This is a genomic window from Nosocomiicoccus sp. HMSC059G07 (assembly GCF_001815515.1).
GTDB classification, from domain to species: Bacteria; Bacillota; Bacilli; order Staphylococcales; family Salinicoccaceae; genus Nosocomiicoccus; species Nosocomiicoccus ampullae_A.
In genome coordinates this window covers 12,902-32,076 of sequence record NZ_KV820785.1, presented here as the reverse complement: position 1 = coordinate 32,076, position 19,175 = coordinate 12,902, and the positions used below count along the sequence as shown (strand labels likewise).

Sequence of the window (19,175 nt, the reverse complement as noted above, 5' to 3'; positions counted from 1 at the left end):
ATATTGAATATTCAGAAAATTCATTTACTTTTAAGTTTGGATGGTCCATAATCAAATCATTAATTATTTTTGAGGTGAGTAAAATGACTTTTGATCCAATTGTAGCAACAGTTTTAATTCTTTTAATTCTCACCATTGGCGAATTGATTTCGATTGTGACTCATGCGAGAGTGCCAATGCTGATGACAGCGATGATTTTATATTTACTACTCATATGGTCAGGATTGTTCCCAGAAAATATGACAGAGCAAACGTTAGTACCTTCGCTCGGGATGGTATTAATACCGGCACTTATCGTACATATGGGAACACTAATGAGTTATGATATTTTAAAGAAACAATGGCGTGCTGTCGTCATTGCATTATTTGGATTAGTAGGTGCTGTAGTGCTCGTACTTACTATCGGAACACTTGCGTTTGATTTTTCAGTAGCAGCGAGTGGTATCGGTCCTATTTCTGGAGGAGTAATTGCACTACTCATTACGACAGAGCGTCTACAAGAACTTGGGTTAACGAGCTTAATCGTCGTTCCTGTCATGATTGCTGCATTCCAAACACCAGTTGGTATGCCAATCACGACTTATTTTATGAGAAAGTACAGTCGTTACTTCTTAAAACATAAAACAGATGCGGAAAAGCAACAAGATTTAGAAAATAAGGAACGTTATGAGCATGCAAGGTTTAATATTTTAAAAAATAATCTTGTTTTACTCACAATCATTTTCGGATTTGGTGCAGTGGCAACAGTGCTGGCTAAATATACTCCGATTCACTATACATTATACTCACTATTATTCGGGATTATTTTAGTGAATCTTCGTATTTTACCAAAAGCAGCATTAGAAAAAGCGAACTCATTCTCATTTTTAATGGCAGCGTTAATGATCGTCATTATTAATACGATGGGAGGTATTACACCAAAAGACGTCGTCAATCACTTCCCGGCAGTCGTCGTTATTTTAGCAGTCGGTGTCATCGGCCTCTTACTCGGTGGATTCATCGGTTCAAAACTCGTCGGATGGCATCATACGAAAGGGATACCAGTCGCTTTAACAGCATTACTTGGTTTCCCAGCGGACTACATTCTTTGTGAAGAGGTATCGAGAAGTGAAGCGAGTAATGACAGAGATGAAGAAGCATTATTCGATGAACTCGTATCGCCGATGTTAATCGGTGGATTTGTGACAGTAACTATCGCATCAGCAGTAATCGCAAGCTTTGTGATGGGATTAATTTAGGGGGATTAGAATGAGTAAATTATTAGTTAAAAATGTAAATCTTATCAATGGATCGGACGAAGACGTATTAGAAAATACAAGTGTCCTAGTTGAAGATGGTAAGTTTGTAGAAGTGAATCCAAAATCAGTCGATGATTCTGTCGAAGTACTAGATGGTGAAGGAAGATATTTAGTACCAGGCTTTATTGATTCACACGTCCATCTCGCGACAGAATTTCAGCCACTTGCTGAAAAACTTGCACAACCATTTTCTTATAACTTTTTTAAATCGATTGAATACGCGCGAAATACAATTAACGCAGGGATTACAACAGTACGTGATGCGTATGGTGCAGATTTAGGATTTAAAAAAGCGGTTGAAGACGAACTCGTCGTCGGTCCGAGAATGGTAATTTCGGTATCTGCATTATCTATTACTGGCGGTCACGGTGATTCAACGAACTATTCTGGTATTGATGTACCACTTATTACACCACATCCAGGACTACCATCGAATATCGCAGATGGCGTTGAAGAAGTACGTAAAAAAACACGTGAAATATTACGTGCAGGCGCAGACGTTATTAAAGTTATGGCTACAGGTGGTGTTTCTACGCCGACAGATCATCCGAGATTTACACAATATTCTCAAGAAGAACTGAATGTCATCGTCGAAGAAGCAGGCTATAGAAATGGCGTTAAAGTCATGGCACATGCTCAAGGAGAAGAAGGTATTCAACAATGTTTAGATGCGGGTATCCACTCAATTGAGCACGGGATTTACTTAACAGATAAAATTATTGATCAAATGAAAGAGCAAGGGACATTTTTAGTACCAACATTACTCGCACCAGTGTCTGTGATTGAATTTGCAGAAGAACTTGGGGTGAGCGAAGTCGGATTAAAGAAATCAAAAGAAGTGTTAGATGCACATGTTGAGAGTTTTAAGAAGGCGCATAAAAGTGGTGTGAAAATCGCAATGGGTACAGATGCAGGTGTGTTTAAACATGGTACGAACTTAAGAGAGTTAGAACTAATGGTCGAGCATGGAATGACACCGATGGAAGCAATTATCGCGTCTACAAAGACAGCTGCAGAATGCTTAGAACTCGATAACGTCGGTCAAATTGCACCTGGATTTTTAGCAGACTTCGTATTATTAAAAGAGAACCCACTAGAAAATATCGGAAGTCTAAAAGACAATGACAACATACTCGTCGTTGCGAAAGAAGGAAAAGTTTTAAAAGATATACGATAAAAAATAATCCGAAGTACGATCTGTACTTCGGATTTTAATTAGTCATAAATTGTAAATTCTTCTGGTAACTCATGTCTTGTTGAGTAAAGGATTGTTTCTGAGATGTTTCTAGAGTTATAACCGATACGCTCAAGTAATGCGATCAGTTCAGCATAGACAGCACCAGATTCAGGTGAGCACGTACCATCGTTAAGGCGTGACACGTGGTCTTGACGTAATTTATGTTCGATTTTATTCGATTGATTACTTAGTTGAATGATTCTTTCAAGTCCTGAAGGATTGTAAATATCTATAGAATCCACCGTCATATCAAGTGAACGTTTGACGTGTTTCATCATTGTCTCAAGACCTTCAAATGCAGCATCTGAGATTTTGACACGATCTTCTTCTTTTATTTTATACTCGTTAGCAAAGTCTTCGATGAATTTAGCTGTATTCGTGTAAATACGTGTAACTTCAAGTAGTGCAGCGATATTTTCACTATCGATATTACGCTGGTTTTGAAGTTCAAGTATATCCATTAAGTACTTTCGGATACTCTCTTGTACATTATCTACGAGTTGAACTTTTTCGATAATTTTTCGATATCGTTTATCGGTCGGGTTTTCAACGTATTTAAACAAATCTTTAAACGTATCAGAAATAATTAACCCTAGGTTTTTCACTTCACTCTGTGCACTTTGTGTTGCAAGTTGAGGTGATTGTCTAAGTAAAATAGGGTCTAAGAAATTTGGTTTATAATCTTCTACGAGATCTTTACCAGGTACAATTTTAGTTACAATCCAAGCAAGTACACCGATGAATGGTAATTGAATTAACGTGTTAATTACGTTGTATGAACCGTGTGCAAATGCGATTGTCATTGGCTTATTTAAGTTTAATGCAGACTGTAAGAAATCTACATACATGACGAATAAAGGCATTAATATCATAAAGATAATCGCACCGATAACGTTAAAGATAACGTGTACGGCAGCCGCACGTTTAGCTGCGAGAGATCCAACAAGTGCTGCAAGTATTGCTGTAATTGTCGTACCAATATTATCTCCTAGTAATATTGGTAGAGCAGCATTTAAGTCAACGAGGTCATTTAAATAAAAGTTTTGTAAAATCGCGATCGTCGCACTCGAACTTTGTACGATGACTGTTAATATAACCCCTACACCTAGACCTAAGAAGCTGTTATCACTCATTTCTAACATTAAGTTACGAAATGCCTCTAAGTCTGCGAGAGGTTTCACACCCTCTCCCATGAGTTCAAGTCCGAAGAATAACGCACCGAAACCAAATAATATACGTCCAAGATTATTAATTGATGTTTTGTTAAAGAAAAATAGTAGAAAGCTTCCGACAGCAAGTACTGGTAGTGCGTACTCACCAATATCTAAACCGATAATAAACGCTGTGACGGTCGTACCGATGTTTGCACCCATTATGACACCAATTGCTTGTTTTAATGTCATAAAGCCTGCAGATACGAGACCGATTGTAATTACAGTCGTCCCCGAACTACTCTGTATGAGTATCGTAACGAGCATCCCTGCTAAAATTCCACGTATTGGTGTTGCTGTCATACGGTTTAATATTTCACGTAAACGGTCACCAGCAGCTGCTTGTAACCCGTCTCCCATTGATTTTATCCCATATAAAAATATCCCGAGTCCCCCGAGGAACGAGAAGATAATTTGCATTGGAGTAGCATCCATAATTAATCCTCCGATAAGTCATTAAGATTTATAGCCCTTAAATTATGTATATAAGTATTATAATACCATTTTTCATTGTAAAATAATAAAATTTTATGAACATATGGTAAAATATATTATCAATAAAAAGCAAGAGGTTAAATTATGAGATGGAGTAACGTTATTCGAGGGTTCTTTATGGGTATTACAGAAATGTTGCCAGGTATTAGTAGTGGTACGTTAATGTTATTACTCGGAATATATGATCAAACACTCGTAGCAATAAACGAATTATTTACAAAACGATATAAGAAGTCATTAATGTTTTTAATCCCACTTTTCATTGGGATGGGAATTGCGATCGTGACGATGTCATCACTGATAAACTACATGTTAAATACGCACCCTATAATTACCCACTTTTTCTTTTTAGGACTAGTAATTGGTGTCATACCAATGATGTTTAAATTAGGTAATTATAAAGTGGAGTTTAAAACAGTACATTATTCTATTATCGTAGTAGTGACAGCATTACTATTTTTAATGGATTATTTTGTATTAGAAAAGTCAGATGTAACGTCAGTTGAAATGAGCACGACGATGTTAATGTGGCTGTTTATATGTGGTTTTTTAGGAGCGAGTGCTTTAATATTACCTGGGTTATCTGGGTCAGTGATACTACTTATGCTCGGTGCGTATCCGATACTCATGTATTCGATATCTGAATTTTTATCATTTAACTTTACAGTAACACCGGTATTAGTAGCTGTTGGGCTCGGTATTATCGCGGGAGTATTACTAACGAGCCGAGTGCTACATTATTTACTACGCGTTTATCCGTATTTAATGTACGCACTTATAATCGGATTGTTAGCTGGCTCAGTCTTCCCGATATTTAATGGTCTCCCGAGTCGTCCAACAGAGTGGGTAATTTCACTTATAGCGTTTGTACTTGGGTTATTTATCAGCTACTATATGTCGATAAAAAACAACTCAGACACTATTTAAGTAAAGTAAATTAAAAGAATTCGATAAAAGTGAGTCAGTGCGAGTACAATGTTAATTACAGCAAGTATATTCGTCAGTTTTTTACTGCCGAGGAGTATATAAATAACACTTAACGCGCCGGAAACGACGAGTAAAATAATTCGGATACTTAACCAGTCGATTAATTCATCAGCTGAGTAGTTTGCGTATATATCGAATGCACTCCATGCATTAAATAATATAAAAATTAAAAGTAGTAATTGTTTCATAATTTCATCACCTTCATTAGAAATTATAGCAAAATTTTTAAACGAATGATTGGAGCACATATTATGTATAAAAAATTAAATGTGAACGAAAACGACTATAACACGTTTATTGAGACACATAAAAATGGCGACTTACTTCAGTTAACCGATTGGGCGGAATCTAAAAAGTTAACCGGTTGGTACTATAAGCGTATCGCTATTGGAAACGATGAAAAAATTGTAGGTGCAGCGACGTTACAATTTAAAAAAATTCCAAAAACAAAGTTTACGCTCTGCTACATATCGAGGGGATTTGTCGTCGATTATACCGATGAAGCGGCTGTAAAGACGTTATTATCCGAAACGATAGACGTCGCATTAAAAGAAAATAGTTACGTCATTAAAATCGATCCAGACATTCCTGAAGATGAAAAGGATACATTAAAACTCTTAAAGTCCCTCGGATTTAGACACCACGGATTTTTAGATGGTATGAGTAAAGACGCGATTCAACCACGTCAAACGATGGTGACAGACGTTTCGGTCGACGACAAAGCACTACTTCAAAGTTTTGATAGAAATAACCGCACGAAAGTCCGCCGTGCGTTACGCATGGGGACAGTTGTAAAACGTGCATCTCGTGAAGATTTAAAAACGTTTCACGAACTGATGAAAATCACCGGCGAACGAGACGGCTTTTTAACACGCGACATTACGTATTTTGAATCGATGTACGATGCACTCCACGATAACGGGCATATGGAACTGTTTTTAGTCGAACTAAATCCTAAAAACGTAAAAGAAAATATTGAAAAAGACATTTTAAAAGTTAATAAAGATATTAAAAAAGCGGATAAAATCGCCGACGAGACGAAAAAACAAAACCAGTTAGATAATTTAAACAACCGTTTAAGCAAATTAAATACGCAACTTGAAGAAATAAAAGAGATTAAATCGACAGAAGTATTATCTGGTGCATTATACGCGCAATGTGGTGAAAAATCATATTACTTATACGGCGCGTCATCTAACGATTACCGTGACTTTTTACCGAACCATCATATGCAGTTTCATATGATGCAATATGCAAGAGCAAACGGCGCAAAAAGTTATGACTTTGGAGGGACGAGTGTTTCACCGCCAGAAGACTCAGAGTATTTTGGGCTATGGCAATTTAAAAGTCAGTGGGGGACAGAAGTATCTAATAAGATCGGTGAATTTGATTACGTATTAAACCGACCATTGTATCACTTACTCAATACAGCCGTACCGCTGTATCAAAAATCTAAAATGTTTTTAAATAAAATTAGAAAATAAGGGTATATTAAATACAAGTATTCTTAAAGGGGGATCAGCTGTGTTTGAATATCAACGTTTATATTGGAATCATTTACGCGGCGAACACCTTAAAGTCGTGTTAAACATCGTACTTTACGTCATTTTATCAAGTATCGTTTCAATAATTGGAATTGGATTAGGATTCACTGTAATCGGGGGTACAATATTTAGCTGGACAAGTGCACAAAATGGACCTGGAGCACTCGGTATTATAGGAATCATATTAGCAGTACTATATTTATTTGCATTAATAATATTTGTCTTATTACTACTCGGATACGGATATTACAATTACTTCTTCTTAGCATATGAAGAAAAAGAATCGAAATTTAATCATGGATTATTCGCTTTTAAAAAAGGGCGTTACTTAAAGTCATTAGGACTTGTCATCATCATTTCGATTATTGCTTTTGTAACGAACTTTGCACTTAGTTTTGTTGGTGCGCCATTATATTTAATGGTCGATCCGAACACTTTAACTAATGGAGATTATTCAATAAACTTTACACCAGCAATCATCGTTTTCGCTATCATCGGAGGCATTATCTCGATGCTTGTGTCATTTCTCATTGAAGGTATAACACTCAGTATGTGGTTTAGACATTTAGAAGCACCGATGTCAACGCTTGGCGATAAAGTTGCGACTGGTATTAACGTCGTGTTTAAAAACTTTAAGCAGTTTTTAAAACTGATTCTTTCAGTTTTCTTAATCGGCGTGTTACTCACGATTGTGATTGCGGTATTAATTATTAGTGGTGTCGCAATTGGAGTTGCTACAAACAGTGACGCTGTGATGTTCTTTGTAGTACCGATTATCATCATAGTTTCGATCGTTATCGGCTTGCTTGGTACTTATCTCATTTACGGAAGTTATGTCACGTTTTATAAAGAAAACCGCGCAAGATTAAACTTAGACGATGAAATTGAATATATTGAAGCATAAAAATAAGCCGTTCTACTTTATAGGTAGAACGGTTTAAATATTGCTAAATATGCTATAAATCCAATAGAGACGAGAGAAATTGTCATTAACGTTAAAGAGAAATAGTTATTTAACTCGTCGTCAGAATTACTTGAACTCGTATTAAATGCTTTTACGCTTATATAGAGAGAAAGTAACGCGACTATGGACCATGAATATATAGAGAAGAAAATAACACCTTCATTTAAGATGATGTTCACAAAAAACATCGCCTGGATCATAGTAAGTAACATCAATATAACTCGAGTCATAATAGATATCCTCTTAAACTACGAATAAATACACGACTAAAGCGAGAGCCATCGCTAATGTAAAGGCGTGTATTAAATATAAGTGTCGATTATCATGTCTCACTTTAAATGCTGTAATTTCTACAGAAGAAATAATAGAGATTGCGAGTAATAACATCATATAATCATCAATGCCTTGGACAGGTAATATGTTAGAAACCAACATACTTAAAAATCCGAGTCCAGACAACAGTCTTATGACAATTAAAAATTTCGCACGTAATCCATATATTGTGACAAACGCCACGAGTAAATAACTAATTAACATCATTATTGTTAAAAATGTCATGCAACTTGACCTCTTTTTCTATAATACTGGTAAATGAAGAACGTCGATAATAACACGAGAAGTGCACCAAACACAAACGGTACACCGTAGTGAATTAAGAATAGTATGTTGAAAAATATCGGTCCGACAATACGCCCGAGACTATCGAGAGAATACGTTGTAGCTGTCATTTTACCAACTTCATGATGTCTTGCTTCTTTCGTAATTTGAGATGTCATTAACGTACGAACGAGTGCATTACCTGACATTAATAAGACGATACAAATTCCCGCGTAAAATAACCCCGTCATAAACGGCAACATAATAAATGCAATTAATGCCATCGCTTGACCGATGATCATCGCACAATATTCTTGGCCATCTTTTAACTTACGAATCACGCCACCTTGAATGATCGCGTTAAAAATTCCACCGATAAAGAACAGGACACCCATCTCTCCTGGTGTGATATCAATTTTTTCTTTACCGAGTAGTTGGAATGTACTCTCCATACCACTCATCATAAACATGACGACAAACGTCGTAACGAGAAGTATACCGACTGGTTGAATAAAGTATTCCTTTTGGACAGCGATCCCACGCTCAATATCTGTATTCGAACGATATGTTTCTTGTATTTTCAACACCGAAAAGATAAGCGCAACGAAAATGATGATTGTTGTCATAAAAAATGGTGCTGAGACAGATACAGACGCGAGTAGACCTCCGATACCTGGGCCGAATACGAATCCGATACCCATTGCCATACCGATAAGTCCCATGTATTTAGTACGTGTTTCAATAGATGTAATATCTGCGACCATTGAAGTTGTCGCGACATATAGTGCACCTGACGCCATACCTGCAATGAAACGGCTGATGTAAAGAACCGCAAGACTATTTGAGAAAATCGCAAATACTAAAAAACTTAACATAAAGACAAATAGTCCGCCGATTAATAACGGTCTTCTACCGATACGGTCAGATAACGTTCCAAAAAACGGTGCAGATATAAAACTTGCAATCGAATAAATAGCGATAATGAAACCTAAGTGTAGAGTGCTCACACCAAATACGACGACTAACTCCGGCATAACAGGAATAATCATACTAAACCCAAAGTAAATTAAAAATTGGATGAGCATAATAAATAAAATCTTCTCTTTTAAATTTTCTGTCATCGTTAACATCAACTGCCTTTTTTAATTTTATCTTTCGTCTCTTTGATTTCGCGTTCAAGAGACTCTAACTGCTTCAGCATCTTATCTGGAGCTTGTCCAGTGGATTCAATTTTTTCTAAATCACCCTGGATTCGGATGTAATCATATTTTAAAGTTTCTAAATGTTGTTTTAAATCCATGCTCTCACCTCTAATTATGTAGTTATAGTTAATGATAGCACAAAAGCGCTTTACAGCTCTATGTAAAAAAGCAGGGAATCACTCCCTGCTGTTAAACGTTTATAAATTAGTCATCGCTTTCTACGAAATCTCCTGTATAAGCATCGACTTTAACATCGACGTTATTACCGTTGTCTTGAACGATTTCGATTTCATAATATAAATTACCGTCGTCAAAGTCGGTAGACCATTCTGTTACTTTACCGTTCACATTATCTTTTGCAGTTTGAATCGCATCTTCAACTTTAACTAAGTCGCTATAATTAAAATACTTATTATCGTTTTCATCGTCTTCTGCTTCAGTTTCTTCTTTTACTACTGATAAATCATTGACGTCTAAACTCACTTCATATTCTTCAGTATCACTTTCGAGCTCTATTTTATAGACATATTGGTTATTTTCTTTCGATACGCCAATGTCAGTTAATTGTCCATCAAAACGAGATTTTGCTTCTTCGATCGCATCTTCAATGGACTTACTAAAGCTCGCCATATCGAGTTCATCACTTTCGCTAGATGAAGAAGTGTTTGCATTATCAATTGATGAGTTGTCGTTTTCAGATTTGTTATCGCTTGTTGACTCTGTTGTTTCAGTTTGTTTTGATTCGCTTTGGTTAGTTGTTTCTTCATTATTATCGTTGCCACATGCTGCAAGTGTTAGTGACGCTGCGATTAATAATGATGTGATTTTAAATTTAGTGTTCATTAGGCATTCCTCCTATGACTAACTATTGCCACAGTATTGAACATATAAACATAATTCATATTAAACTTATTGCATTGTGCGTCTTTTAACGATAAAATTTATAAATAATTTAATTTCTACTATAAATAGAATAGAGAGAGTATAAGATGAAACGATATTTTCAATTTGATGAGTTAGGTACAAATTACCGTCGTGAAACTATTGGTGGGATCACTACATTTCTTTCGATGGCATATGTTTTAGCAGTTAACCCTGCAATGCTTAGTCTTGCAGGAGTTGAGGGTATTCCAGATGATATGCGTATGGATATTAACGCAGTATTTGTTGCGACGTGTCTCGCGGCATTTATCGGAACGTTTATTATGGGTGTTTGGGCGAGATATCCAATCGCTTTAGCTCCTGGGATGGGGTTAAACGCATTTTTCGCGTTCTCTGTTGTACTTGGAATGGGAATCCCATGGCAAACAGCGCTATCTGGTGTACTCGTATCCGGTGTACTATTTTTAATACTGACAGCATCTGGTGTTAGAGAGTACGTAATCAATGCGATACCGATGGAAATGAAGATGGCCGTTAGTGCCGGGATTGGTTTTTTCATCGCGTTCGTTGGATTTAAAGGTGCCGGATTTATCGTTGCAGATGAAAACACGCTCGTACATATTGGTAACATTCATGATGCACACGTTATCCTTACAATATTTGGATTAGTGCTTTCAGTCATATTAATGACGCGTAAAGTCCCAGGTGCGATTTTTATAGGAATGATTATTACCGCGATCGTCGGACTCGTGTTTAACTTATTACCGATGCCTGAAGCGGTCGTGAGTAAAGTGCCGAGCATTGCACCAACGTTCGGTGCAGCATTTGAAGGATTTTTAAATCCGTCTGAGCTTTTTAATGTACAGTTTTTAGTCGTCGTATTAACATTTTTATTTGTTGATTTCTTTGACACGGCAGGTACATTAGTTGGAATCGCGTCACAGGCGAATTTAATTAAAGATAATAAAATTCCACGTGCGAGTCGTGCACTTGCTGCAGACTCATTCGCAACAATTTCAGGAGCGATTCTAGGTACGTCAACGACGACGTCTTATGTCGAATCGACAGCAGGAGTTGCAGCTGGTGCGAGAACGGGATTTGCAAGTATCGTATCGTCACTACTATTTTTACTCGCGATATTCTTTAGTCCATTAATTGTCGTGTTCACATCTGAAGTGACTGCACCTGCACTTATAATAGTAGGCGCATTAATGGCATCGAACTTAAGCAAAGTAGAGTGGACGCGTTTCGAAGTGGCAGTACCAGCGTTTCTAACAGTAATAATGATGCCACTCACTTATAGTGTCGCAACAGGTATCGCGATTGGATTTATTTTTTATCCTATTACAATGGCAGTTGCTGGAAGAAAGAAAGATATCCACCCGATCATGTATGTATTAGCAGTTATATTTATTCTCTATTTTATATTTATATTAAGATAAGATATGCTTGATAAAAAAGAGTGAAAAAATCTCGGATAACCCTTGATTTCTTCACTCTTTTAATGTATTATATATAGCGTTGGACTCAAAAAGTGACAGAAAAACTGTCAAGAACATTGCGAAACCCTTGATAAATAAGGGTTTTCTTGTTAAATCGATGAAGCGAGAGGTTACTGACACACCCGGCCCCATTGTCATGGCGGGTGCGTGAGAAAATTTTCGTGGAGAAGTCTATCAATAATGATGACGACCGAGGAGGTTAAAATAATGGCAAAACAAAAAATTCGTATTCGTTTAAAAGCGTATGAGCACAGAGTGCTTGATCAATCAGCGGAGAAAATCGTTGAAGCAGCAAAACGCTCTGGCGCGGAAGTTTCTGGGCCAATCCCACTTCCAACAGAGAAAACTGTTTACACAATCTTACGTGCGGTTCATAAGTACAAAGATTCACGTGAGCAGTTCGAGCAACGTACGCACAAACGTCTTATCGACATTTTAAACCCTACACCAAAAACGGTAGATGCTTTAATGAGCTTAAACTTACCATCTGGTGTGGACATCGAAATTAAACTATAAATTAATATCAGGAGGTGCGACTTTCGATGACCAAAGGAATCTTAGGTAAAAAAGTAGGAATGACTCAAATCTTCGGAGAGAACGGAGAGTTAATTCCAGTAACAGTTATTGAAGCGGCAGGTAACGTTGTCCTTCAAAAGAAAACAGAAGAAGTAGACGGATATAATGCAGTACAAATTGGTTTTGATGACAAGCAAGACTACAAACCAACTAGACGTACTAACAAATACGCAACTAAGCCTGAAATGGGCCACGTTAAAGCTTCAGGTGCAAACCCTAAGCGCTTCGTACGCGAATTCCGCAACCTAAACGTAGATGAATTCGACGTAGGTCAAGAAGTCAACGTAGATACATTTGAAGCAGGAGACATCGTAGATGTAACAGGAACATCTAAAGGTAAAGGTTTCCAAGGTAACATTAAACGACACAACCAAGCTAAAGGACCATCAAGTCACGGTTCACGTTACCACAGACGCCCAGGTTCAATGGGTATGGTTGACCCATCTCACGTTCTTAAAGGTAAAAACTTACCAGGACAAATGGGTGGCGAAAGAGTAACGCTTCAAAACTTAGAAGTAGTTATGGTTGACAACGAGCGCGGCGTAATTTTAGTAAAAGGTAACGTACCTGGACCTAAAAAAGGTTACGTACAAATTTCATCAGCAATTAAAGGTGACAACTAATATAGAAAGGAGGATATACAATGGCAAACGTAGATGTATTATCTATTGATGGTTCAAAAGTAAAAACAATCGAATTAAACGAAGAAGTTTTCGGAATTGAACCAAACCAACATGCATTATTCGAAGCAGTAACGCTTCAACGTGCATCATTAAGACAAGGTAATCACAAAGTTAAAAATCGTGGAGAAGTTCGCGGTGGTGGTAGAAAACCATTCAGACAAAAAGGAACAGGTAACGCACGTCAAGGTTCGATTCGTGAACCACACATGAGAGGCGGGGGCGTAGTATTCGGTCCAACTCCTAGAGATCACGGATTCAAAATGCCAAGAAAAGTTAGACGCTTAGCGTTACGTTCTGCATTATCAGTAAAAGTAAACGAAGAAGCATTAACAGTTGTAGATGCATTCACATTCGATGCACCTAAAACAAAAGAATTAGTTAAAGCTTTAGATAACTTAGATGCAGGTAGAAAGACACTCATCGTATTAGGTGAACAAGATGACAACGTTCTAAAATCAGGACGTAACGTCCCTGGAGTTACAGTTATCACTGCTTCAGGCCTAAACGTATTAGATATCCTTTCTGCAGATCGTGTAATTTTCACGGAAGATGCAATTACTAAAGCAGGGGAGGTACTTCTGTAATGGAAGCTAGAGACGTTATTAAACGCCCAGTAATCACTGAGCGTTCAGCAGATTTAATGTCAGAGAACAAATACACGTTTGACGTAGATGTTAGAGCAACTAAAACACAAGTTAAACGTGCTGTTGAAGAAATCTTTGATGTAAAAGTTGAGAAAGTTAACATTATGAACGTAAAGCCTAAGAAAAAGCGTATGGGACGTTATCAAGGCTATACGAACAGAAGAAGAAAAGCGATTGTAAAATTAAGTGAAGGTTCTATTGAATTCTTCTAAAAATATTCGAAAGTTACCAATAAGGAGGTAAACAGTTAAATGGCGATTAAACATTATAAACCAACAACAAATGGTCGTCGTAATATGACGAGTCTGGATTATAAAGATTTAACTAAAACTAAACCAGAACGTTCATTATTAGAGCCACTTCCGAAAAAAGCTGGCCGTAACGCACAAGGAAAAATTACTGTACGTCATAAAGGTGGCGGACATAAACGTCAATACAGAGTCATTGACTTTAAACGTAACAAAGATGGAGTACCAGGACGTATCAAAACAATCGAATACGATCCAAACCGTTCAGCAAACATTGCACTTGTTCAATACTTAGATGGTGAAAAGAGATATATCCTTGCACCTAAAGGAATTGAAGTTGGACAAGAAATCATGAGTGGTAAAGATGCGGATATCAAATTAGGTAACGCATTAGAATTAGGCGACATGCCTGTTGGTACTACAATCCACAATATTGAACTTAAACCAGGTAAAGGTGGGCAAATCGCTCGTTCTGCTGGTACATCAGCACAATTACTTGGTAAAGAAGGTAAATACGCAATCGTTCGTTTAAGCTCAGGCGAAATGCGCATGATCTTACTTACATGCCGTGCAACAGTCGGTTCTGTAGGAAACGAACAACACGAACTTGTAAACGTAGGTAAAGCTGGTCGTTCTAGATGGGCTGGTAAGAGACCTACAGTACGTGGTTCTGCGATGAACCCTAACGATCACCCACACGGTGGTGGTGAAGGTAGAACTGGAATCGGTATGCCGTCTCCACTTTCTCCATGGGGTAAAAAGACTCTTGGTAAGAAAACTCGTAGAAACAAGAAAAAGTCTACTAAGTTAATCATTAGAAAACGTAAAAAATAATCAACATCATTAAATCGTGTGCGGTTTTCGCCGCACTGATTTCTTGAAGGGAGGCGCCAAAATGGCACGTAGTATTAAAAAAGGACCTTTTGTAGATGATCATTTAATGAAAAAGGTAGAAAACCTTAACGAATCAAATAAAAAGACTGTAATTAAAACTTGGTCACGTCGTTCAACAATCTTCCCACAATTCATCGGGCACACGATTGCTGTATATGACGGCCGTAAACACGTACCAGTTTATATTACTGAAGATATGGTTGGTCACAAACTCGGAGAGTTTGCTCCAACAAGAACTTTCAAAGGACACGGCGGTAAAGACGCTGTAACTCGATAACACCTAAAGGAGGAAATATACATGCAAGCGAAAGCAACAGCTAGAACAGTGCGTATCGCTCCACGTAAAGTACGTTTAGTGGTTGATCTCGTAAGAGGTAAAGAAGTTGGCGAAGCAGTCGCACTATTAAAGCTTACTAATAAAAGAGCTGCTGAAGTAGTAGAGAAGCTCATTTTATCAGCAGCGGCAAACGCTGAACATAACTACGACATGGATGTTGACAGCCTAATCGTTTCTGAAATTTATGCAAACGAAGGACCAACGCTTAAACGTTTCCGTCCACGCGCACAAGGACGTGCAACTGGAATCAACAAACGTACGAGCCACATCACTGTTGTACTTACTGAAAAAGAAGAAGCAGTAGAAGAACAGGCTGAAGAAGCGAACTAATAAGAGGAGGGAATTACTTTGGGTCAAAAGATTAATCCAACGGGATTACGTATTGGTGTAATCAAAGATTGGGAAGCAAAATGGTACGCAGAGAACGACTTTGCTGACTTATTACACGAAGACTTAAAAATCCGTAAATACATTGATGAAAACCTTAAAGATGCAGCAGTATCACAAGTTATCGTTGAACGTGCTGCAAATAGAGTAAACATTGCACTACACACTGGTAAACCAGGTATGGTTATCGGTAAAGGCGGTAGTGAAATCGAAAAACTACGTGAAGCACTTGTGAAATTAACAGGTAAACGTGTGCACATTAACGTTATCGAAGTTAAAAATATCGATTTAGATGCTAAATTAGTAGCAGAAAACATCGCACGTCAACTTGAAAACCGTGTATCATTCCGTAGAGCTCAAAAACAAGCGATTCAAAGAACAATGAGAGCAGGAGCTAAAGGTATTAAAACTTCTGTTGCAGGTCGTTTAGGCGGAGCGGACATCGCACGTGCAGAAGGATACAGTGAAGGAACAGTACCACTACACACACTTCGTGCAGACATTGACTACGCACACGAAGAGGCAGACACTACTTACGGTAAGTTAGGTGTTAAAGTGTGGATTTACCGCGGTGAAGTTTTACCAGCAGTAAAGAACGAGAATAACTAAGAGAGGAGTACAAGAAGAATGTTATTACCAAAGAGAGTAAAATACCGTCGTCAACACCGTCCAAATTCTAAAGGGCGTTCAAAAGGCGGTAATGAAGTAAACTTCGGCGATTACGGCTTACAAGCTACGACGTCTGCATGGATTACTGCACGTCAAATCGAAGCAGCACGTATCGCTATGACACGTTACATGAAACGTGGCGGTAAAGTATGGATCAACATTTTCCCGCACACGCCAATTACTAAAAAGCCATTAGAAGTTCGAATGGGTTCTGGTAAAGGTGCAGTAGAGCACTGGATCGCAAACGTTAAACCAGGACGCATTATGTTTGAAGTTGCAGGTGTAGATGAAGAGGTAGCTCGTGAAGCACTACGTCTTGCAAGTCACAAACTTCCAGTAAAAACAAAATTCGTTGTGAGAGAAGAATTAGGTGGTGATACGAATGAAGGCTAAGGAAATCCGTGAACTTACAAACGAAGAAATCGTAAATAACATTAAAGAACTTAAAGAAGAACTCTTCAACCTACGCTTTCAACTAGCTACTGGTCAGCTAGAAAACACTGCTCGTATCAAGGAAGTTAGAAAAACGATTGCGCGTTTAAAAACGACAGTCCGTGAAAGAGAAATTGAAGAAGCAAAAGCGAATCAATAATTTATAGGAGGTTTATATAATGGCAGAGAAAAATGAACGTAAAGTTTATCAAGGCCGTGTCGTTTCTGATAAGATGGACAAAACAATTACTGTTCTTATTGAAACACACAAAAGACACCCAATTATTGGTAAACGCGTAAAATACTCTAAAAAGTACAAAGCTCATGACGAGCACAACCAAGCTAAATTAGGCGATATCGTAAAAATTGAAGCAACTCGCCCATTATCAGCTACTAAACGTTTCCGCTTAGTGGAAATCGTAGAGGAATCAGTAATTATCTAATAGTGTAGATATATAAAGGGAGGTAACCACGCATGATTCAACAAGAATCTCGTATGAAAGTTGCCGACAACTCTGGAGCTCGTGAAGTTTTAACGATCAAAGTACTAGGTGGTACTGGACGTAAAACAGCGAACATTGGTGATGTTGTTGTTGCAACAGTAAAACATGCAACACCGGGTGGTGTTGTCAAGAAAGGTGACGTAGTTAAAGCAGTCATCGTTCGTACTAAAACAGGTATCCGTCGTGAAGATGGTTCATATATTAAATTTGATGAAAACGCATGTGTCATTATTCGTGACGATAAAAGTCCAAGAGGAACTCGTATATTTGGTCCAGTAGCACGTGAATTACGTGACGGCAACTTTATGAGAATTATCTCATTGGCACCAGAAGTATTATAATTTTAATATTAACTAAGGAGGTGCGATAAGACGATGCACGTAAAAACAGGCGACAAAGTTATTGTCATTAGCGGTAAAGATAAAGGTAAACAGGGAACTGTTTTAAAAGCTATCCCTAGAGAAGAACGTGTGGTAGTTGAAGGAGTAAATATGGTTAAGAAACACCAAAAACCTTCTCAATTAAATCCAGACGGAGGGATTTTAGAAACAGAAGCAGCAATTCACGTTTCTAACGTTATGCACGTTGATCCTGATTCAGGTGAACGCACTAGAATCCGTTATGAAGAAAAAGACGGAAAGAAAATTAGAGTAGCAGTTAAATCAGGTAAAGAAATTAAATAAGGTAACTCGGAAGGAGGACACATTTCGTGATTCGTTTAAAAGATAAATACAACGAGACAATCAAAGATGAACTCGTTAAAAAGTTTGAATACAGCTCTGTAATGCAAGCACCTAAAATCGATAAAATCGTAATCAACATGGGTGTTGGTGAAGCTGTACAAAACGCTAAAGTATTAGACACTGCTGTAGAAGAATTAACAGCAATTGCTGGTCAAAAACCACAAATTACAAAAGCTAAAAAATCAGTAGCTACATTCCGTTTACGTGAAGGTATGCCAATCGGTGCAAAAGTAACTTTACGTGGTGACAGAATGTACGATTTCTTAGATAAACTTATCTCAGTATCATTACCACGTGTAAGAGACTTCAGAGGTGTATCTAAAAAAGCATTCGATGGTCGTGGGAACTACACTTTAGGTGTTAAAGAACAAATCATCTTCCCAGAGATCGATTACGATAAAGTAACAAAAGTAAGAGGTATGGATATCGTTATTGTGACAACAGCTAACACAGACGAAGAGGCTCGTGAACTGTTAACACAATTTGGTATGCCATTCAAAAAGTAAAAAGGAGGCATATTCATGGCTAAAAAATCAATGATTGCGAAACAACAAAAACCGCAAAAATTCAAAGTAAGAGAATATACACGTTGTGAAAGATGTGGACGTCCACACTCAGTACTTCGCAAATTTAAACTTTGCCGTATCTGTTTCCGTGAACTCGCATATAAAGGTCAACTTCCAGGCGTCAAAAAGGCGAGCTGGTAATTCTATATAAATTGAAGGGAGGCATATTTTAGATGACTATATCAGATCCAATTGCAGATATGCTAACACGCATTAGAAATGCGAACATTGTTAAACATGAATCATTAGAGATTCCAGCGTCAAACATCAAAAGAGATATCGCTGAAATCCTTAAAAATGAAGGTTTCATCAAAAACGTAGAATATGTGGAGGATGACAAACAAAATATCATCCGTGTGTTCTTAAAATATAGTGAAAATGGCGAAAGAGTAATCACTGGTCTTAAGAGAATTTCTAAACCAGGTCTTCGCGTATACGCTAAAAAAGATGAACTACCAAAAGTACTTAACGGTTTAGGTGTTGCTTTAATTTCAACATCTGAAGGTGTAATTACAGATAAAGAAGCTCGTAACAAAAACGTTGGTGGAGAAGTACTCGCTTACGTTTGGTAATA

At 37.6% G+C, this 19,175-nt stretch carries 29 protein-coding genes; 22 read left to right on the top strand and 7 right to left on the bottom strand.

The window, feature by feature from the left end:
- Positions 1-1,238 (top strand): hypothetical protein (locus HMPREF3029_RS01045; RefSeq protein ID WP_246830687.1); only part of this gene is annotated, 1,238 nt, incomplete at its 5' end.
- Between the two features lie 10 nt (positions 1,239-1,248).
- Positions 1,249-2,475, top strand: coding sequence for a metal-dependent hydrolase family protein (locus HMPREF3029_RS01040; RefSeq protein WP_070709266.1), 1,227 nt, complete (start codon positions 1,249-1,251; stop codon positions 2,473-2,475).
- A gap of 38 nt (positions 2,476-2,513) precedes the next feature.
- Here the strand turns inward: HMPREF3029_RS01040 and HMPREF3029_RS01035 are convergent, their stop codons facing one another.
- Entirely contained in the window at positions 2,514-4,181 is a 1,668-nt protein-coding gene (locus tag HMPREF3029_RS01035; RefSeq protein WP_068129183.1) for a Na/Pi cotransporter family protein, read from the bottom strand.
- A 144-nt stretch (positions 4,182-4,325) separates the two neighbouring features.
- Here HMPREF3029_RS01035 and HMPREF3029_RS01030 point away from each other — a divergent pair, with 144 nt between their 5' ends.
- Positions 4,326-5,168: a DUF368 domain-containing protein gene (locus HMPREF3029_RS01030; RefSeq protein ID WP_068129185.1), complete on the top strand. Its 843-nt coding sequence runs from the start codon at positions 4,326-4,328 to the stop codon at positions 5,166-5,168.
- Here the strand turns inward: HMPREF3029_RS01030 and HMPREF3029_RS01025 are convergent.
- Positions 5,165-5,416 (bottom strand): hypothetical protein, encoded by a 252-nt coding sequence (locus HMPREF3029_RS01025; RefSeq protein WP_040929601.1) that lies wholly within the window; start codon positions 5,414-5,416, stop codon positions 5,165-5,167. The genes HMPREF3029_RS01030 and HMPREF3029_RS01025 overlap by 4 nt on opposite strands.
- 63 nt (positions 5,417-5,479) lie before the next feature.
- On the opposite strand from HMPREF3029_RS01025, the gene HMPREF3029_RS01020 reads away from it, so the two are divergent.
- Positions 5,480-6,712: a lipid II:glycine glycyltransferase FemX gene (locus tag HMPREF3029_RS01020; RefSeq protein ID WP_070709265.1), complete on the top strand. Its 1,233-nt coding sequence runs from the start codon at positions 5,480-5,482 to the stop codon at positions 6,710-6,712.
- 40 nt (positions 6,713-6,752) lie between these two features.
- Positions 6,753-7,676 carry a hypothetical protein gene (locus HMPREF3029_RS01015; RefSeq protein ID WP_070709263.1) on the top strand — a complete coding sequence of 308 codons (924 nt, stop codon included), beginning with the start codon at positions 6,753-6,755 and terminating at the stop codon, positions 7,674-7,676.
- Positions 7,677-7,693: 17 nt separating this feature from the next.
- Here HMPREF3029_RS01015 and HMPREF3029_RS01010 read toward each other — a convergent pair whose 3' ends face one another.
- The 5 genes from HMPREF3029_RS01010 to HMPREF3029_RS00995 all read right to left on the bottom strand — a co-directional run bounded on the left by HMPREF3029_RS01010 (position 7,694) and on the right by HMPREF3029_RS00995 (position 10,378).
- Positions 7,694-7,966 (bottom strand): hypothetical protein, encoded by a 273-nt coding sequence (locus HMPREF3029_RS01010; protein WP_070709261.1) that lies wholly within the window; start codon positions 7,964-7,966, stop codon positions 7,694-7,696.
- A 13-nt stretch (positions 7,967-7,979) separates the two neighbouring features.
- Positions 7,980-8,294 carry a hypothetical protein gene (locus tag HMPREF3029_RS01005; RefSeq protein WP_070709260.1) on the bottom strand — a complete coding sequence of 105 codons (315 nt, stop codon included), beginning with the start codon at positions 8,292-8,294 and terminating at the stop codon, positions 7,980-7,982.
- On the bottom strand, positions 8,291-9,454 hold the full coding sequence (locus tag HMPREF3029_RS01000) for an MFS transporter (RefSeq protein ID WP_070709322.1): 1,164 nt from the start codon (positions 9,452-9,454) through the stop codon (positions 8,291-8,293). The genes HMPREF3029_RS01005 and HMPREF3029_RS01000 overlap by 4 nt, the downstream gene beginning before the upstream one ends.
- Positions 9,455-9,462: 8 nt before the next feature.
- Positions 9,463-9,633: an SE1832 family protein gene (locus HMPREF3029_RS09325; protein WP_168161307.1), complete on the bottom strand. Its 171-nt coding sequence runs from the start codon at positions 9,631-9,633 to the stop codon at positions 9,463-9,465.
- A gap of 106 nt (positions 9,634-9,739) precedes the next feature.
- Positions 9,740-10,378 (bottom strand): PepSY domain-containing protein, encoded by a 639-nt coding sequence (locus tag HMPREF3029_RS00995; RefSeq protein WP_070709258.1) that lies wholly within the window; start codon positions 10,376-10,378, stop codon positions 9,740-9,742.
- A gap of 146 nt (positions 10,379-10,524) precedes the next feature.
- Between HMPREF3029_RS00995 and HMPREF3029_RS00990 the strand changes: the two genes are divergently transcribed.
- The 17 genes from HMPREF3029_RS00990 (at position 10,525) to rpsH (ending at position 19,173) form a co-directional block, all read left to right on the top strand.
- Positions 10,525-11,859 (top strand): NCS2 family permease, encoded by a 1,335-nt coding sequence (locus HMPREF3029_RS00990; protein ID WP_070709256.1) that lies wholly within the window; start codon positions 10,525-10,527, stop codon positions 11,857-11,859.
- Between the two features lie 267 nt (positions 11,860-12,126).
- Positions 12,127-12,435 carry a 30S ribosomal protein S10 gene (rpsJ, locus tag HMPREF3029_RS00985; RefSeq protein ID WP_040929592.1) on the top strand — a complete coding sequence of 103 codons (309 nt, stop codon included), beginning with the start codon at positions 12,127-12,129 and terminating at the stop codon, positions 12,433-12,435.
- Positions 12,436-12,461: 26 nt separating this feature from the next.
- Positions 12,462-13,118: a 50S ribosomal protein L3 gene (rplC, locus tag HMPREF3029_RS00980; protein WP_068129202.1), complete on the top strand. Its 657-nt coding sequence runs from the start codon at positions 12,462-12,464 to the stop codon at positions 13,116-13,118.
- A gap of 20 nt (positions 13,119-13,138) precedes the next feature.
- The gene (gene rplD / locus HMPREF3029_RS00975) at positions 13,139-13,762 is read left to right on the top strand and encodes a 50S ribosomal protein L4 (protein ID WP_070709254.1); all 624 of its coding nucleotides are present in this window, start codon (positions 13,139-13,141) and stop codon (positions 13,760-13,762) included.
- Positions 13,762-14,034 carry a 50S ribosomal protein L23 gene (gene rplW / locus HMPREF3029_RS00970; RefSeq protein WP_040929589.1) on the top strand — a complete coding sequence of 91 codons (273 nt, stop codon included), beginning with the start codon at positions 13,762-13,764 and terminating at the stop codon, positions 14,032-14,034. The genes rplD and rplW overlap by 1 nt, the downstream gene beginning before the upstream one ends.
- Positions 14,035-14,073: 39 nt before the next feature.
- On the top strand, positions 14,074-14,904 hold the full coding sequence (gene rplB, locus HMPREF3029_RS00965) for a 50S ribosomal protein L2 (protein ID WP_068129206.1): 831 nt from the start codon (positions 14,074-14,076) through the stop codon (positions 14,902-14,904).
- Positions 14,905-14,965: 61 nt separating this feature from the next.
- On the top strand, positions 14,966-15,241 hold the full coding sequence (gene rpsS, locus HMPREF3029_RS00960; RefSeq protein ID WP_040929587.1) for a 30S ribosomal protein S19: 276 nt from the start codon (positions 14,966-14,968) through the stop codon (positions 15,239-15,241).
- Positions 15,242-15,262: 21 nt separating this feature from the next.
- Positions 15,263-15,631 carry a 50S ribosomal protein L22 gene (gene rplV, locus HMPREF3029_RS00955; protein WP_040929586.1) on the top strand — a complete coding sequence of 123 codons (369 nt, stop codon included), beginning with the start codon at positions 15,263-15,265 and terminating at the stop codon, positions 15,629-15,631.
- 18 nt (positions 15,632-15,649) lie between these two features.
- Positions 15,650-16,297, top strand: coding sequence for a 30S ribosomal protein S3 (rpsC, locus tag HMPREF3029_RS00950; RefSeq protein WP_070709252.1), 648 nt, complete (start codon positions 15,650-15,652; stop codon positions 16,295-16,297).
- Positions 16,298-16,315: 18 nt separating this feature from the next.
- Positions 16,316-16,750, top strand: a complete 435-nt coding sequence (gene rplP, locus HMPREF3029_RS00945; protein WP_040929584.1) for a 50S ribosomal protein L16 — start codon at positions 16,316-16,318, stop codon at positions 16,748-16,750.
- Entirely contained in the window at positions 16,740-16,949 is a 210-nt protein-coding gene (rpmC, locus tag HMPREF3029_RS00940; protein ID WP_068129207.1) for a 50S ribosomal protein L29, read from the top strand. The genes rplP and rpmC overlap by 11 nt, the downstream gene beginning before the upstream one ends.
- Positions 16,950-16,968: 19 nt before the next feature.
- The gene (rpsQ, locus tag HMPREF3029_RS00935; RefSeq protein ID WP_070457125.1) at positions 16,969-17,232 is read left to right on the top strand and encodes a 30S ribosomal protein S17; all 264 of its coding nucleotides are present in this window, start codon (positions 16,969-16,971) and stop codon (positions 17,230-17,232) included.
- A gap of 32 nt (positions 17,233-17,264) precedes the next feature.
- Positions 17,265-17,633 (top strand): 50S ribosomal protein L14, encoded by a 369-nt coding sequence (gene rplN / locus HMPREF3029_RS00930; protein WP_040929581.1) that lies wholly within the window; start codon positions 17,265-17,267, stop codon positions 17,631-17,633.
- A 33-nt stretch (positions 17,634-17,666) separates the two neighbouring features.
- The gene (gene rplX, locus HMPREF3029_RS00925; RefSeq protein WP_068129209.1) at positions 17,667-17,975 is read left to right on the top strand and encodes a 50S ribosomal protein L24; all 309 of its coding nucleotides are present in this window, start codon (positions 17,667-17,669) and stop codon (positions 17,973-17,975) included.
- Positions 17,976-18,001: 26 nt separating this feature from the next.
- The gene (gene rplE, locus HMPREF3029_RS00920; protein WP_040929579.1) at positions 18,002-18,541 is read left to right on the top strand and encodes a 50S ribosomal protein L5; all 540 of its coding nucleotides are present in this window, start codon (positions 18,002-18,004) and stop codon (positions 18,539-18,541) included.
- 15 nt (positions 18,542-18,556) lie between these two features.
- A complete protein-coding gene (locus HMPREF3029_RS00915; RefSeq protein WP_040929578.1) occupies positions 18,557-18,742 on the top strand; it encodes a type Z 30S ribosomal protein S14 in 186 nt (61 codons plus the stop codon).
- A 32-nt stretch (positions 18,743-18,774) separates the two neighbouring features.
- The gene (gene rpsH / locus HMPREF3029_RS00910; protein WP_040929577.1) at positions 18,775-19,173 is read left to right on the top strand and encodes a 30S ribosomal protein S8; all 399 of its coding nucleotides are present in this window, start codon (positions 18,775-18,777) and stop codon (positions 19,171-19,173) included.
- Positions 19,174-19,175: the final 2 nt, after the last annotated feature.